Source organism: Bradyrhizobium sp. USDA 336 (genome assembly GCF_044908355.1).
Classification (GTDB): Bacteria; Pseudomonadota; Alphaproteobacteria; order Rhizobiales; family Xanthobacteraceae; genus Bradyrhizobium; species Bradyrhizobium yuanmingense.
The window spans coordinates 1,345,609-1,359,884 of record NZ_JBIYDC010000002.1 but is presented as its reverse complement, the minus strand read 5'-3'; the positions used below and the strand labels follow the sequence as shown (position 1 = coordinate 1,359,884).

Annotated in this window: 13 protein-coding genes; 6 read left to right on the top strand and 7 right to left on the bottom strand. The window is 64.0% G+C overall.

Features of this window, described 5'->3' with window-relative positions; all coding sequences use genetic code 11:
- Positions 1–112 precede the first annotated feature (112 nt).
- From ABIA45_RS07330 to ABIA45_RS07310, 5 genes are all read right to left on the bottom strand, one after another.
- Positions 113–1,675: a copper resistance CopC/CopD family protein gene (locus ABIA45_RS07330; protein ID WP_404651543.1), complete on the bottom strand. Its 1,563-nt coding sequence runs from the start codon at positions 1,673–1,675 to the stop codon at positions 113–115.
- Positions 1,675–2,193: a YcnI family protein gene (locus ABIA45_RS07325; RefSeq protein ID WP_157283578.1), complete on the bottom strand. Its 519-nt coding sequence runs from the start codon at positions 2,191–2,193 to the stop codon at positions 1,675–1,677. Before ABIA45_RS07325 ends, ABIA45_RS07330 begins: the two co-directional genes overlap by 1 nt.
- 29 nt (positions 2,194–2,222) lie before the next feature.
- Positions 2,223–2,756, bottom strand: coding sequence for a copper chaperone PCu(A)C (locus ABIA45_RS07320; protein ID WP_404651542.1), 534 nt, complete (start codon positions 2,754–2,756; stop codon positions 2,223–2,225).
- Between the two features lie 67 nt (positions 2,757–2,823).
- Positions 2,824–5,034 carry a TonB-dependent receptor family protein gene (locus tag ABIA45_RS07315; protein ID WP_404651541.1) on the bottom strand — a complete coding sequence of 737 codons (2,211 nt, stop codon included), beginning with the start codon at positions 5,032–5,034 and terminating at the stop codon, positions 2,824–2,826.
- An 85-nt stretch (positions 5,035–5,119) separates the two neighbouring features.
- Positions 5,120–5,494, bottom strand: coding sequence for a DUF2946 family protein (locus ABIA45_RS07310; RefSeq protein WP_404651540.1), 375 nt, complete (start codon positions 5,492–5,494; stop codon positions 5,120–5,122).
- A gap of 481 nt (positions 5,495–5,975) precedes the next feature.
- Between ABIA45_RS07310 and ABIA45_RS07305 the strand changes: the two genes are divergently transcribed.
- From ABIA45_RS07305 to ABIA45_RS07290, 4 genes are all read left to right on the top strand, one after another.
- The gene (locus ABIA45_RS07305; RefSeq protein ID WP_404651539.1) at positions 5,976–6,380 is read left to right on the top strand and encodes a globin domain-containing protein; all 405 of its coding nucleotides are present in this window, start codon (positions 5,976–5,978) and stop codon (positions 6,378–6,380) included.
- Between the two features lie 141 nt (positions 6,381–6,521).
- The gene (locus tag ABIA45_RS07300; RefSeq protein ID WP_036010114.1) at positions 6,522–7,541 is read left to right on the top strand and encodes a sugar ABC transporter substrate-binding protein; all 1,020 of its coding nucleotides are present in this window, start codon (positions 6,522–6,524) and stop codon (positions 7,539–7,541) included.
- A gap of 15 nt (positions 7,542–7,556) precedes the next feature.
- Positions 7,557–9,059 carry a sugar ABC transporter ATP-binding protein gene (locus tag ABIA45_RS07295; protein ID WP_404540869.1) on the top strand — a complete coding sequence of 501 codons (1,503 nt, stop codon included), beginning with the start codon at positions 7,557–7,559 and terminating at the stop codon, positions 9,057–9,059.
- Between the two features lie 11 nt (positions 9,060–9,070).
- A complete protein-coding gene (locus tag ABIA45_RS07290) occupies positions 9,071–10,096 on the top strand; it encodes an ABC transporter permease (protein ID WP_036038970.1) in 1,026 nt (341 codons plus the stop codon).
- A gap of 318 nt (positions 10,097–10,414) precedes the next feature.
- Here ABIA45_RS07290 and ABIA45_RS07285 read toward each other — a convergent pair whose 3' ends face one another.
- The gene (locus ABIA45_RS07285) at positions 10,415–11,116 is read right to left on the bottom strand and encodes an L-2-amino-thiazoline-4-carboxylic acid hydrolase (RefSeq protein WP_404651537.1); all 702 of its coding nucleotides are present in this window, start codon (positions 11,114–11,116) and stop codon (positions 10,415–10,417) included.
- Between the two features lie 46 nt (positions 11,117–11,162).
- Complete coding sequence (locus ABIA45_RS07280) at positions 11,163–11,555, bottom strand: RidA family protein (protein WP_404651536.1); 393 nt, start codon at positions 11,553–11,555, stop codon at positions 11,163–11,165.
- Positions 11,556–11,685: 130 nt separating this feature from the next.
- On the opposite strand from ABIA45_RS07280, the gene ABIA45_RS07275 reads away from it, so the two are divergent.
- Both ABIA45_RS07275 and ABIA45_RS07270 read left to right on the top strand, forming a co-directional pair.
- Positions 11,686–12,312 (top strand): LysR family transcriptional regulator, encoded by a 627-nt coding sequence (locus ABIA45_RS07275; protein WP_404651534.1) that lies wholly within the window; start codon positions 11,686–11,688, stop codon positions 12,310–12,312.
- A 507-nt stretch (positions 12,313–12,819) separates the two neighbouring features.
- Positions 12,820–14,262, top strand: coding sequence for an FAD-binding oxidoreductase (locus tag ABIA45_RS07270; protein WP_404651533.1), 1,443 nt, complete (start codon positions 12,820–12,822; stop codon positions 14,260–14,262).
- The last annotated feature ends 14 nt before the right edge of the window (positions 14,263–14,276 follow it).

Sequence of the window (14,276 nt, the reverse complement as noted above, 5' to 3'; positions counted from 1 at the left end):
AAAACACAAGACGGGAATGAGGAAAAGCCGCTAACGCGGCGAAATACCTGTCATCTTTCCGTTGCCTTCAGGTTTGACTTCAGGAGCACCGTGCTCAGCAAAGCCGGTGAGCCTAGGGCGGTGGCACCTCGAGTTCATCCGCCAGCGTGATCTTCTCGAAATCGCTCACGAGCGCCTCGATGCGCACACGCCAGCGGCCGGCGAAGGGCAGCTCGACCTTGCGCACGTGCCAGTAGCCATCCGGCCCGAGCAAGGCGTCCCGTTCCATCGGCTCGATGCCGCGCTCGGGCAGGCTGAGCGTCAACGTCACCTCTTTGGCCGCCAAGGGCGTCCCATCGCCGGTCATGAGCTGGAGCACGAAATCGTCCTTGCCGACCTTTCCGGGCGACACCAGCACCTGGAACATCGCCTTGTCGCCGTGGATGTGGATCGCCAAAGGGATCTCCGGAATGATCGTTCGCGGCGGCGGCGTGAAGCGCCAGCCGGCGACGACGGCGAAGATGGCGAGGGCGATCACGCATTCGAGGAGGATCGAGCGCTTGAGGATGGCTTGGGCTCCACGATCGCGGGCGAGTGCCGGAGTGAGGCGGAAGCGGTTGAGCGCCGCAAGTGTGAGCAGCATGAGAACCAGGCCGAGCTTGATCGAGAGGATGAGGCCATAGCGGGTCTCGACCAGCGCCGAAACTTTTTCGAGCTGAACAATCGCAAGGGCGAGACCCGTCAATGCCAGCACGCCGACCGCCGGCATGGCGATGCCCGAGAAGCGCTTCACGACGGCGAGTGTTGCCGGCGTCGGCTTCGACAGCAAAGCCGCGAGCGGAGCAAGAGCGCCGATCCACAGCGCAACGCAGAGGCCGTGAAGAAACATCGCCGGGCGCATCATCATTCGAGGCGGCGCCGTTGCGGCATGCCCGCTCATGGCGAGCGACAGGCCCACGCCGGCCATGGCAATGATCGCAAGAGCCCGCGAGGACCATGCGCTGCGCAGCGCCAGCAGAGCGAACAGCATCGCGGCGGCAGCAACTAGAAACGCGCGGCCGGCGCTGGTTGCCACCGCGACCTTCCAAGGCGCGGCCGTCGCGAGCGCCGCCGGCGGCAGGCCGAGGAGATCGAGGCCTAGCGCACCAAGGGACACCACCGCGCTCGAAAGGCCGATCGCGAGCGCCACGCGCGGCACGGTCATGCCGGCCAGAGACCATGATATCCAGCGCGCAAACCACACACCGCCGACGCCAACGAACAGTCCGAGATAGAGGCCAACGCGCGCCAGCCAGATCAGCGCGGCCAACCATTGGTCCGTACTCGCGGGCAGCTTCGTTTCCGACGGCATGCCGACTGAAAACATCACCGATCCCACGATCGGATGGCCATCCCGCGAGACCACGCGATAGCTGACGACCGCGGTCCCCTTAGGCAGATCCGCTGGTATCTGGATCGAAATCGTGTCGCCGGACGCACTGACGCGCGTCTCGTCCCGCGCCCTGCCCGTCCCGTCGATCAGCCGGATCGCGCCCGGCGTTACCGGTTCGTTGAACCGCAGCTCGACCACCTTCGGCGCGGTCGCGAGCGTGCTGCCATTCGCAGGCTCGACCGAGATCAGCGCCGCATGCGCGAGCGCACCGCTCGCGAAGCTGGCAGCGAAGAGCAGCGTCGCGAGCGCGGCGAGGAGGCGCATCAGGGTTTCGGCAGGAGCTTGACGCCAGGCGCCGGCGACTTGCCCTCATGCGAATGGCTTGACCCGTCGGTTGGGATCTCGATCCAGCGACGAACGCCGGTCTCGCATTCCTGAACCACTGGGAAGTACAAGGTCGTGTTCGCCTTGAGCTTGTCGGTCAGCACCGTCTGCATGATGAACTCGTCATAGTTCTTGTCCGGCAGCTTGCCGCCGGACCACGCCACCTCCTTGACGCCGGACGAGAGCTTGTTGCCGTGATAGTCGTATTCCCCCGCATATTTGCCCTCGACGACGTCGACGGTCCAGCCGGCCTTCGGCATCGGCTTCACCGCGATCACCCCTTCCGGAATCTGCACGCGGATCTTCACCGTCGGCGAGCCCGCGCAGCCATGCGGCACGGTGAACACCGCCTTGTAGGACGCGCCGATCGTGGCTTGCTTGGTCTCGAGCGAGACATGCGCCGCCGCTGGTGTTGCGGCGAGCGCGGCAATCAGGATCAGACAGGATCGCTTCGACATATTCGGTCTCCCGAGAATCCAGAACAGTCTCATTTCATCTTCATTCCCGAATGATCCGGCATTTTCTTCATGTCCATGTGGCCCGAGTGTCCGCCATCGCCCGGCGCCTGCGCGCCGACGCCCTGGACGGCGAGCGCAACAGTGACCTTCCCGGCCTTCTCGAACTGAAGCGTCACCGGCACCTTGTCGCCCTGCTTGAACGGCCCCTTCAGCTCCTGAAGCATCAAATGATTGCCGCCGGGCGCGAGCTTCACGGTCTTGCCGGGCTCGATCGCCAGTCCCTTGTCGAGCGCGCGCATCTTCATCACGCCGTTGTCCATGGCCATCTCGTGAATCTCGGCCTTGCCTGCGATATCGGCGGACACGCTGACCAACCTGTCGGCCGCGTTGCCCTTGTTTTCGATCGTCAGATAGCCGCCGGCGACCTTGGCGCCGCCCGGCGTCGCCCGGCTCCAGGCCTGCGAGACCACGAGATCGCCGGCCTTGACGTCCTCGGCTGCGACCCCCGCGCTGGTGCCGAGCAGCATGGCGACGGCGAGAAGTGATAGATTGATCCTGTTCATTTGGTTCCCTCGGCTTTGATCTGATCGAGCACGGTCGGTCTTGGTGGTTTCGACAGCCTCAGTTCGCTTACCATCGATACCTCATTCCGGTGTAGACCGCCCGGCCGGCGCCTGGCTCGAACAAGGCCGACGTCGCCGTGGCGCGATCGATGATACTGGCGCTTGCAATGTAGGTCCTGTTGGTGAGGTTTCGACCCTCGATATAGGCGGAGAACGGCCCGCCATTGTCGAAGCCCGCTTTCAATCCGAGCAGTGCATACGGCTCGGTCGTCAACGTGTTCATACTGTCGACAAAATAGGCCTGCGGCACCCATTCGACGTTCGGACCAGCGTAGAATCCGGTCGGATGCTTGTAGAGCAATTCGGCGCGCAAATAGTGACGCGGCGCGCCGGGCAGCTGGTTGTTGCCGAACGCCGTGTCGCTGTCGAAGCGAAAATCGCTGTAAGTATAAGCGAGGTTGAGCCACACCTTATCGGGCGCGCCTCCTGTCACGAAGATATCGCGGAAGATTGCTGCCCCTGCCCCCGCCTCGACGCCCTGGTGGACGGTTCGGTCGGCATTGGTCACGTTACAATTGCCGAACGCGCTGTACAGGCACAGCAGCTCATCGCGGATATCGGCACGATAGGCGGTCAACTCCCACGAATAGTCTGGCCGTCGCATGCGGGTCCCTATCTCGTAGGTCGTCGCAATCTGCGGGCGGATGCTGGTGAACGGAATCGTCGGAATGCCAGGACCGCGCGCGCTCTCGCCGAAGCTCGGCACTTCGGCGCTCCGCGAGACATTGGCGAAGGCCTGCCACGTCGGATCGATCTGCCACAGCAGGCCCGCCTTCGGCGACCAAAGATCAAAGCGGGTTGCTCCCGACTGGTCGCCGTCGCTAAGAAACCGGTCCCGCCGATTGCGGGTCGCATGCAGAAATTGCGTGCCGGCAATCGCGGCGACGTTCGGCAGAAAATAGAAGCTGTCCTCCACGTAAACCGAGGTGTTCTCCGAGCGATCGAACGACGACGACAGCAATGCCCCCTTCTGTCCGGCAATGTTGGCGAATTGCTGGTTGTCGATGCTGCCATTCAACAGGTTGACGCCCGCGACCAGCCTGTTGTGGTAACCGCCGATCATGCGGTCGTCCGTGACCTTCGCGAAGCCGCCGTAATCCCTGTAGCGATAATCGAGCCACTGGAAGATCGGATGCATGAGGTGCCGGTCGAGGCCGAAGGCGCCGAACTCGAACCTAGTGTCGTCGAATCGGATCGTCGTTTTGTTTGCCAGCCTGACCGTGTCGATGTTGCGCTGCTGGTCCAGCGCAACGTTCGCCGGAGCCGCGGCCTCCGGATTGCTCAAGGCAGACGCCTTGGTGACGGTTCCTGGAATGCGTTGCCGCACCTCGTTGGCATTGAGATAGAATTGCGTCTCGAAATCCGGCGAGAACTGGTAGCCAACATTGCCGCTCACGCGGTTGCCCGAGCCGAAGCTGTGATCGCGGAAGCCGTCCGTGGCCTGCGTCGATGCAGTGACGAAGCCATCCCACGGCCCGTTGGCGCCTCCTGCATTGGCCTGCAGTCGCCTGAACCCGAAGGCTCCCACGTCGAGCGAGACGCCATTCGGAAATCGGTCGCGCCCCGATGGCGTCACGAAGTTGACGGCGCCTCCCAGCGAATTGGCTCCGAACTGCAGCGCGTTCGCGCCCTTGTACACCTCGACATATTTGTAGGCGGTCGGGTCGATCTCCTGGAAATCGCCGTAGCCGTCCGCCGTATTGATCGGGATGCCGTCCATGTAAAGCTGCACGCCGCGCAGATGGAAATTGCGCGACAGGCCGGATCCGCGGATCGAAAGCCGCGTGTCGTCGCCCCATTTCGGTTGCGCAAATACGCCGGGCACGTAGTCCAGGACATCCTTGATCGTGCTGGCGGGAGTCGAATTCCGGTAGGCCTCCGCTGTGACCAGCGCTACGCCGCCCGGCGTCTGGTTGATCTCGCTCAGCGCCTGCTGGGCGGTGAGAACCGTCCGGGCACCAGGACCGGGGCCCCCTTCGGAAGCTGCCGTCGGTTGCGGACGCGCAGTTGCGGGCGCGCGGGCCCGCGTTGATCGCGCGGCGGTTCGCTGTGCGCGGGCTGGTGAGGCCCGTTTCTCCCGCGGCGCGTCGACCGTGACGGGAGGAAGCTCGCGTCGGTTTTCCTCGGCGATTGCATTGGACGGCACGACGAGGGCAGAAGCTGAGGCAAGCAGAATCTTACGTGCGGAAAGCAGTCGAAAGAAGCCTGAACGAGGCATGAGGTCATTCCTGATGCCGGCAGAGAGCCGGCGCATTGCGATCCCGGCACGGCGGAAGCCGGCGCGGAGCTGAAGGTTTCGCGGATCAGGAAATGCGAGGGGGAGCGCGCGCCCAAGCGCTCGAACCGTCGATGGCGGCGAGGACGGGCGCGTTCGCCACGTGCCAGACGATGCGGGCGATGGGGCGGACGGGAGTTGAGAGCGCCGCATGGGGCGGCGCGTCAAGCGAAGCGTCAGCGTGCGCGAGGCAACAAAGCGCACATGCCCCAGCTTTTGCGGCCGGTGTCCCGGTCTCGTCGACCGGACCGCCCTGCTCACTTGCGCTGTGGCAGATGAGGCCTGCAGAGAACGGATCGGCCGCAGCCTGGCCGGCCGCGAGACAGGCGGCGATCGGCGCCAGCACCTGCATCACCAGGGCGAGCAGGACCAGAGGCAGGAATTTTTGCAGGCGTGCGCGCATCCGCCGGACCATTCGTTCGTGCGCTAACTAATCACTCGGGCGCAGCCGAGTCGAGGCCAGTTCCGCCGCCCGCTTGGTCCCGCGCAAATTGCTCGAAAGCTGTGGCCGGACCGCCCTACGCCCGAGCCCGGCCGGTATCTGAGGCAGGGAAACCTGCCCGGCCACCCACAAATTTCTTATATCTGTCATATGTTTAGGTAGGCAGAAACCCGATCGTTTCGTCAGCTGCTCCTATTTTGAACATTCGTTGCCGAAAATGATGACAAGTGAGAAAAGTTGATCTAGCATCCCTCTTGCTCAGGCGCTGACCGCGAGGTCGAGGCCTGGTGGTCCAAGTCTCGGGAGGAGCCCCTGGCGCGCAAAACGCAGCGTCGCCCCGTCAATCAAGATCAAATCTTAAGATCGGGGATAATAGGGTCGACACAATTTTTGAGCGGGGCCAGGGCCCCGCTCTTTTTTTGCCCGCGGCACTGAACTGTCGATGAACGCGGCCTTTCATCCCATCCACGACAGCTTTGAACGTGCGGCCTCGCGTTGCGCCGACCTCACGCCGCTCGTCTATCGACGTCTGTTCGAACTCCATCCGGAAACGCAGGCGATGTTCCGCGCGGATAGCGGTGACCTCGTGAAGGGGTCGATGCTGGCGCTGACGATCGAGGCGATTTTCGACTTCGCCGGCCAGCGCCGCGGGCATTTCCGGCTGATCGCGTGCGAGGTCGCCTCGCACGATGCCTATGGCACGCCGCGCGAGCTGTTCATCGCGTTCTTCGCCGTCATTAGGGATGCGCTCCGCGATCTGCTCGGCGATGAATGGACGCCCGAGATCGCGCAGGCCTGGGATACATTGCTCGCCGAGATCGACGCATTCGCCGCCGCGGCCAGCTGACGCTTTGCGCTGCACCAACGCGCGGGCTGCGACGACACTGCGGCTGAATGCAGATTGAGTGCGAACAACTCTTGTGAGAGACTTTCGGAGATCGGTAGCGCTACCAATGACGCGCCGACGACAAATATATGGGAGCGAGCGATGTCCGGGACGAAAGATTTCTCGACGACCAGGCGCGATCTTCTTCAGGCGGCTGCGGCCGCCGGCGCCGGAGCTGCCATCCTCGGCAGCATGGGCATAAACCCCGCACTGGCCGCAGTCGGACGCAGCGAGAAGCCGTTGAAGGCGGCCTTCTCCAACGCCGGCCTCCAGGCCACCTGGTGCGCGCAAGGCAAGCAGGCGGCGGAATTCTGGGGCAAGCTGTTCAATGTCGAGGTGACCTGGTTCGACGGGCAGCTCGATGCGGTGAAGCAGCGCGCGGCGATCGACAACATGGCCTCGCAGAAATGGGACTTCGTCGCGATCCAGGCCTTCGGCATCGGCACCCTCACCCAGCCGGTGCAGAAGATGATCGACGCCGGCACGCCCGTGATCGACATGGACACGCTGATCGCGCCGCTCGATCAGATCAACGTCCATTCCTTCCTCGCTCCCGACAACGAGTTCATGGGCGCTTCGGTGACGCAGGCGCTGTGCAACGCCATGGGCGGCAAGGGCAAGATCATCATGACGCAGGGCGCGCTCGGCCACACCGGTGCGCAGGGCCGCGCCAAGGGCTTCAACTCGGTCGTCAAGCAATTCCCGGGCATCGAAGTGCTCGACACCCAGCCGGCCGATTGGGACGTGTCGAAGACCGCCCGTCTCTGGGAGACCTATCTGACCAAATACCCGCAGATCGATGCGGCCTTCTTCCACAATGACGATATGGCGCTGGCCGCCGCCAACATCATGAAGGCGCGCAATCGCACCAACATCCTGATCGGCGGGGTCGACGCCATGCCGCCGGCGATCCAGGCGGTCAGCGAAGGCCGCATGTTCGCGACCGTCCGCAATCCGTCCTGCCGCATCCATGGCGGCGCGATCGTCGCGGGCGTCTCCGCCGTGGTCGGCGGCGAGAAGAGCGGACAGGGCATCCCGAAGAACGTCGTCACCGACGGTCCGGTCGTGACCAAGGCGAATGCGGCCGGGATGCAGTGGATGCAGGATCACTTCCTGATCTGAGCCTCCAGATCCTTCATGAGCGTGGGACAACAGCCCATCCTGGAACTGCAGGGCATCACGAAGAGCTTCGGCGGCGTCGAAGCGCTTCGTGGTGTCGACTTCGCGCTTTATCCCGGCGAGATCCATGGTCTCGTCGGCGAGAACGGCGCCGGCAAGAGCACGCTGATGAAGATCATCGCCGGCGTGCACACCGAGTTCTCCGGCCGCTTCCTGGTCGACGGCCAGGAGATGCATTTTCGCTCGGCGCGCGATGCGCACGCCGCCGGCATCGCCATGGTGCACCAGGAGCTCAGCGTCGCGCCCGACCTGACCGTCGCGGAGAACGTCTTCCTCGGCAACCAGCCGACCAACGCCTTCGGCCTCGTGCAATGGCGGCGGATGGCGCGCGAGGCGGGCGAGCAGCTTGCCCGCTTCGGCATCGACGTCGATCCGATGGCGCGGCTCGGCGACCTTCCGATCGGGCTGCAGCAGCTGATCGAGATCGCGCGCGTGCTGTTCTCCGGCGCGCGCATCGTCATCCTGGACGAGCCGACCTCCGCCCTCTCCCCGCCCGAGGTCGAGCGCCTGTTCGCAACGCTCCGGCGGCTGCGCGAGGAAGGCACGGCGATCGTCTTCATCTCGCATTTCATCGAGGACATCCTGCTGGTGTCCGACACGGTGACCGTGTTCCGCAACGGCCGCAAGGTTGCGGAGACGGCGAGCGCCGCGACCAGCAAGGGCGCGCTGATCGAGGCCATGATCGGCCGCGGCGGCGAGGCGCTCGAGCATAGCTATACCGACGACCTGATGCTGCCGCAGCCGAGCGACAGCAAGGTCATTCTCAGGGTCGACCAGCTGTCGCTGTCACGCAGCCTTCAGGACGTCTCGTTCGAGGCCCGTGCCGGCGAGGTGCTCGGTATCTACGGCTTCATGGGCTGCGGCCAGCAGGAGCTGTCGCGCATCCTGTTCGGCAAGCTGAAGCCGGACGGCGGCACGCTTGCAGTCGAAGGCGTGCCGAAAACTTTCGCCAGCACGGCTGCGGCGCGGCGCGCCGGCGTGGCGCTGGTGCCGGAGAGCCGGCGCGACATGCTGTTCCACCAGGAGCCGGTCTACAAGAACATCTCGATCAGCATTCTCGACCGCATCTCCTCGCTGCTGCTCAAGCCGGCGCAGGAGCGCGACATCGCCAAACGCCAGGTCGAGCAGCTGCAGATCAGGCCGCCGGTGGTCGGCCTCGATCTCGGCATGCTATCGGGCGGCAACCAGCAGAAGGTCGCGCTGGCGAAATGGCTGACCTATCCGCCCAAGCTGCTGGTGCTGTGCGAGCCGACCCGCGGCATGGATGTCGGCGCCAAGAACGACGTCATCAACATCGTGCGCGACCTCAGAACGAAGGGGCTCGCGATCATCGTGCTGTCGACCGAGCCGGAAACGGTGCTGTCGCTGGCCGATCGCATCCTCGTGCTCAAGCGCGGCGCCTTGGTGCGTGAATTCAAGAACGAGCCGGTCAGCAAGGACCGCCTGCTGGAAGCGGCGTGACGGAGAAGCACATGAGCAGCGAGACGGCTTTGGCGACAGGACAACGGGCACGGGGCCTTGCGCCCTTCCTGCGCTCGCAGATGCGCAACATCGCCCCGTTCCTGACGCTGATCTTCCTCACCGCCTTCTTCGCCTTCGCCAGCCCCTCCTTCGCGACGCTCGACAATCTCGGCAATATCCTGACCCAGGTATCGGTGACGGGCATCATCGCCGTCGGCCTCACCTTCGTGATCCTCTGCGCCGAGATCGACCTGTCGGTCGCCAGCATCGCCAACGTCACGGGCATTGCGGTCGCCTACTTCACGCTGCAGGAATCCTACGTCAACATCGCCAACATTCCCCTGCCCGGCGCGGTCGCGATCATCCTGTCGCTCCTGCTCTGCGCCCTGCTCGGTCTCGTCAACGCGCTGGGGCTGACCGTGATCGGCATCCCCTCCTTCATCATGACGCTGGCAATGATGCAGATCGCCGCCGGCATCTCCGCGCTGCTGGTGCGCGGCCAGATCGCCTACAAGGTGCCGAGCCTGATCACGACGCTCGGCTCCGGCTCGATCGGCGGCATCCCCTGGATCGTCATCGTCGCCGCCATCATGCTGCTCGGCGGCCATCTGGTGCTGACCTACACGCGCTTCGGTCGCTACGTCTACATGGTCGGCGGCAATCGCGAGGCGGCCGAATATTCGGGCCTCAACGTCAAGCTGATCCTCGGCGCGGTCATGGTGATCTCGGCGGTGTGCTCGGGCCTCGGCGGCATGCTCGGCGTCGCCCATTTCGGCAGTGCGCAGCAGAACGAGTTCGACACCTACCTGCTCGATTCCATCGCCGCCGTCGTGGTCGGCGGCACCAGCCTGTTCGGCGGCCGCGGCGGCATCGGCAACACCATCGTCGGGCTGTTCGTGCTCGGCGTACTCAACAACGGCCTCGACCACGTCAACATCGACAGCTTCCTGAAGATCCTGATCCGCGGCCTGATCCTGCTAGCGGCGCTGGTCATCAACGTCTATGCGCAGCGCTTGAGGGAGAAAGCGGCGGAATAGTCGGCCGGCAAAACAAAAGTGCGAAAACAACCCCATGCACAGTAGCCGGGGCCAGCGGAATCAACGACTTGCCGGCGGGTGTCGCGAAATTGCGGATTCGGCGAAGTCGATTTGCTCCGTCGGGCAAAACAGGGGTATAGTGGCATCATCGGCAGCCGGCTTTGAAAGGCCGGTGCACGCCCGTCCCCCGTCATTGCGAGCGCAGCGAAGCAATCCAGACTGCCGCCGCGGAACGATTCTGGATTGCTTCGCTGCGCTCGCAATGACGACGGGGAAGCAGAACGGCGATCCGGGATCACCGATAGTCTCGGGTGCGGTCTAACTCCCAGCCTCGGCATCCGACGACAATCGCGAAAATCGAAAATTGCAGTGGCTGGCGCCGCCCGCCAGCGTCTGGGTCCGCTCCAGGCGGATGCCTCGCGTGGCGTAGGCGACGAAGTCGAGGCCGCAGATGTTCGGCAGGATCTCCGTGTCGCCGCGGCGCGCCGCGAGCTTGCAGAAGCCGCAGGCCTTGTAGTCGATGCCGAATTCGAAAGTATCCTGCGGACCCGGCTCGACGAAATCGTAGACGAAATCTTCCGGAAACTCCGCTTGGTGAGCCTCTGTGACGCTCCTTGCCGCCTGCTCGCGCATCAAAGCCTGGTTCTCCCGTGACATGAACTGACGCCCCGCGGCGAGACGCTCGGCTTCGGGAATCGACAGCAGCTGCGCCTTGTAGGTTTCCCGCTCGATCTCGCCGATGACCGGCACCGGAACGCCGTGGCGCCGCAGCGCCCGACTGATGGTCATGAAGCCTGTCAGGCGCATGAAGAAATCGCTCATGCGGCTTGCCGCGCCGCCGACATAGGGCATCTGGGTGAGGACGATCTGAAATTCGTCCATCACCTCCTGCCTGATTGCGTCGATGTCGGAGAGATGCGTGCGCTCGCGGAGCATCGCTTCGGCAAGGTCTAGTCGCTCGCGCATGGCGGCCTCCATCGCTTGCCGATGCGTCTGGTAGAACGGATGGATCTCAGCCATTGGACACCCGATATGATTGGCTCATTGCAACATCGACGACGCCGCCTCAGTCGGCGGCGATCGCCTCGATCTCCAGCAGCCATTTGCTGTCGACGGTCTCGACCACCACGACGGTCAGCGCCGGCTGGTGCTCCCCGAGCATGGCGCGGCGAATGGCCCGATTGGCGACGACTTGACTGCGGTCGGTCAGGAACGTGGTGACCTTGACCAGGTGCTGGACGCCGAGACCTGCCGCGGCGAGCACTTCCCTGACATTGCGCCAGGCCTGCTCGCATTGCGCCTCGAAGCCGTCAGGCACGGTGCCGTCGGACTTTTCAGGCACCTGGCCGCTGATGAACAGCAGGCGGCTGTGCTGCTTCAGCTCGAGTCCCATGCAGTAGCCGCCGGCGGGCGGGTGAACCGTTGCGGGATTGTGGCTGACGATGTGAGCTGGGGACATGACGTTTCTCCGGATTTGCGCGTCAAGCGTATCCGGCGGCATCAATGCTGCGCAAAGCATCATTGCTGCGGTTCAGCGCAAGAAAATCTATTGCAAGGCAGCGGCCTATCGGTGTCAAAGTGAAGTTGCGATGACCTACGCCCTTCCTCCACTGAACGCGCTCCGCGCCTTCGAGGCCGCGGCGCGCCATCTCAGCTTCAAGCTGGCCGCACACGAACTGCACGTCACGCCCGCAGCCGTGGGGCAGCAGGTGAAAGCGCTGGAGGCGCGGCTCGGCGTGCAGCTGTTCGAGCGGCTGCACAAGCAGCTCATCCTCACCGAAGCCGGCCAGGCCTATCTGCCCGGGATCTCCGAAGGCTTTCGCCACATTGCGGATGCGACCTCGCAGTTGAAGCCGTCGGGTACCGTGCTGCTGCAATTGGGCGTCCATGGCACTTACGACCTGCGCCGCCTCGAACTTGCGGAGTTTCGCCGCGCACATGCGGAGATCGGTTTGCGCGTGCTGCAGCCCGCCGGCCTGCACGAGCTCGTCGAGGGCAAGGTCGACCTCTCGATCGCCCGTGGCGTGAGCCACCATCCGGGCTATCGCTGCGAGCGGATCGATGAGGGATCGGGCGCGGGTGATTGGCTGGTTGCGCCGGAAGGCACGGCAGATTGTCCGGAGATCGTGAGTTTTCGCGTGTGGCTACGCGCGCTATCGGCCGAGTGCCCGCTCGCAAACCGCCGCCCGCGTCTGGTCGGCGGCGTCGGGAACTGAGGGGGCACAACGTTGCGCGTCGAGGCCCGGACTTCCTTTCAACTCAACGCCCTACCCGTAAAGAGAAAATCGCGATGACCATCTATGGCGCGTCGTCATAAACCCGCGCCCTGGATGAGGTCCGCTGTGCAGGGCCAGGAGCTGAATTGCGAGAAGTGGCAGCTGCTGGCGTAAAACGGACATCGGCCGGCGAGTTGGCTTCAGCAATAGGACAAAGGGACCATCCTTTCTCTACCCCAGCAGTTCCTTCTGCGGACCGCATTTTCTTGATGCGGAGGTTTGTGGGCGCTTCTCATCCGCGAGACATTCTGTCGCAGAACCATTCGATTTGCCGGAGGACTAATCTCTAGGTGGAAATCTGTCGTTCGCAAGCCGAACGGCATGCAACGGGCGATCCTGCGCCGTCAAGGTTGCAAGAGCCGTGGGCGTGGTCGCCCCTTTGCCGATCTGTCCAAGAGCGTGAAGTGGACTGCCGCAATACTGACCACTAGTCACGGAGGAGATACCATGACGGAGATCCGGCTGGCCTCGCTGCAGGGCGGGGCGATTACGCTTGAAAGCGATGCAATTGCTGCCTTTCGCCAAACCTTGCGAGGCAACGTCTGTCTGGCCGAGGAGCCGGGCTATGATGAAGCACGCACGATCTGGAATGCAATTATCGATCGCTACCCGGGCGCGGTCGTGCGCTGCAGAGGGGCCGCTGACATCATTCGTGCTGTACGCTTTGCCCGTGCGCATGGCCTCTTGATCGCCGTGCGCGGCGGCGGCCATAACATCGCGGGCAATGCTGTTTGTGACGGCGGGCTCTTAATTGATCTTTCCCTCATGCGCTCCGTCAGGGTTGATCCATTTCACCGCACCGCGCAAGTAGAGCCGGGCGCGACGCTTGGCGACTTCGACACGGAGGCGCAGGCTTTCGGCCTTGCGACCCCGCTCGGGATCAACTCGACGACCGGCGTTGCGGGATTGACACTGGGCGGTGGCTTTGGGTGGCTCAGCCGCAAGTTCGGGCTTGCCGCTGACAATCTGATCTCGGCGAACGTGGTGACGGCCGAAGGCGAGCTTGTCCGGGCGAGCATCGCCGAGAATACCGACCTGTTCTGGGCGCTCCGGGGAGCCGGAGCCAATTTCGGGGTGGTGAGTTCGTTCGAGTTCCGCCTGCATCCTGTTGGCCCAATGGTTCTGGCCGGACTCATCGTCCATCCCTTTGCGCGGGCGAAGGAGCTGCTCGCGGGCTATCGCGACGTCGCCGCCAAGGCGCCGGACGAACTGACGGTGTGGGTGGTGCTGAGGCAGGCGCCGCCGCTGCCGTTCTTGCCAGCCGAGGTTCACGGCAAGGAGATTGTCGCGTTCGCCGTCTGCTACACGGGAGAGGAGAACGAGGGCAAGCGCGCATTGGAGCCGCTGCGCGCGCTCGGAGACCCGATCGCGGACGTGATCGGCATGCAGCCCTTCGCGGCTTGGCAGACCGCCTTTGACCCACTGCTCACGCCCGGCGCCTACAATTACTGGAAGTCGCACAATTTCGTTGAGCTAAACGACGGCCTTCTCGATACGCTGGAGAGCCATACGACCAGCCTGCCGACCGGAGAGTGCGAGATTTTCATTGGTCAGCTTGGTGGCGCCACCAGTCGCATGGCCGTCGACGCCACGGCGTTCCCCCACCGCGACGCGAACTTTGTCATGAACGTTCACACGCGATGGCGCGATCCGGCAGATGCGCAACGTTCGATCGCCTGGGCGCGCAGGCTCTTTACCGAGACCGCACCTCACGCAACCGGCGGCGTCTACGTTAACTTCATGCCGGAGGACGAGACCGATCGCGTCGCTGGCGCCTACGGCGCGAATTACGCTCGTCTTGCCGCGCTGAAGGCCAAGTACGATCCCGGCAATCTGTTCCGGTTAAACCAGAACGTCAGGCCGTCCACCGCACAGCGACCGGCCGCCTGACGGGCTACGGAGAC

What these genes read in the sequence shown, in the direction of transcription:
- ABIA45_RS07330 (WP_404651543.1), bottom strand. Translation starts at nt 1,675, where the DNA reads ATGCGCCTCCTCGCCGCGCTCGCGACGCTGCTCTTCGCTGCCAGCTTC.
- ABIA45_RS07325 (WP_157283578.1), bottom strand. Translation starts at nt 2,193, where the DNA reads ATGTCGAAGCGATCCTGTCTGATCCTGATTGCCGCGCTCGCCGCAACA.
- ABIA45_RS07320 (WP_404651542.1), bottom strand. Translation starts at nt 2,756, where the DNA reads ATGAACAGGATCAATCTATCACTTCTCGCCGTCGCCATGCTGCTCGGC.
- ABIA45_RS07315 (WP_404651541.1), bottom strand. Translation starts at nt 5,034, where the DNA reads ATGCCTCGTTCAGGCTTCTTTCGACTGCTTTCCGCACGTAAGATTCTG.
- ABIA45_RS07310 (WP_404651540.1), bottom strand. Translation starts at nt 5,494, where the DNA reads ATGCGCGCACGCCTGCAAAAATTCCTGCCTCTGGTCCTGCTCGCCCTG.
- ABIA45_RS07305 (WP_404651539.1), top strand. Translation starts at nt 5,976, where the DNA reads ATGAACGCGGCCTTTCATCCCATCCACGACAGCTTTGAACGTGCGGCC.
- ABIA45_RS07300 (WP_036010114.1), top strand. Translation starts at nt 6,522, where the DNA reads ATGTCCGGGACGAAAGATTTCTCGACGACCAGGCGCGATCTTCTTCAG.
- ABIA45_RS07295 (WP_404540869.1), top strand. Translation starts at nt 7,557, where the DNA reads ATGAGCGTGGGACAACAGCCCATCCTGGAACTGCAGGGCATCACGAAG.
- ABIA45_RS07290 (WP_036038970.1), top strand. Translation starts at nt 9,071, where the DNA reads ATGAGCAGCGAGACGGCTTTGGCGACAGGACAACGGGCACGGGGCCTT.
- ABIA45_RS07285 (WP_404651537.1), bottom strand. Translation starts at nt 11,116, where the DNA reads ATGGCTGAGATCCATCCGTTCTACCAGACGCATCGGCAAGCGATGGAG.
- ABIA45_RS07280 (WP_404651536.1), bottom strand. Translation starts at nt 11,555, where the DNA reads ATGTCCCCAGCTCACATCGTCAGCCACAATCCCGCAACGGTTCACCCG.
- ABIA45_RS07275 (WP_404651534.1), top strand. Translation starts at nt 11,686, where the DNA reads ATGACCTACGCCCTTCCTCCACTGAACGCGCTCCGCGCCTTCGAGGCC.
- ABIA45_RS07270 (WP_404651533.1), top strand. Translation starts at nt 12,820, where the DNA reads ATGACGGAGATCCGGCTGGCCTCGCTGCAGGGCGGGGCGATTACGCTT.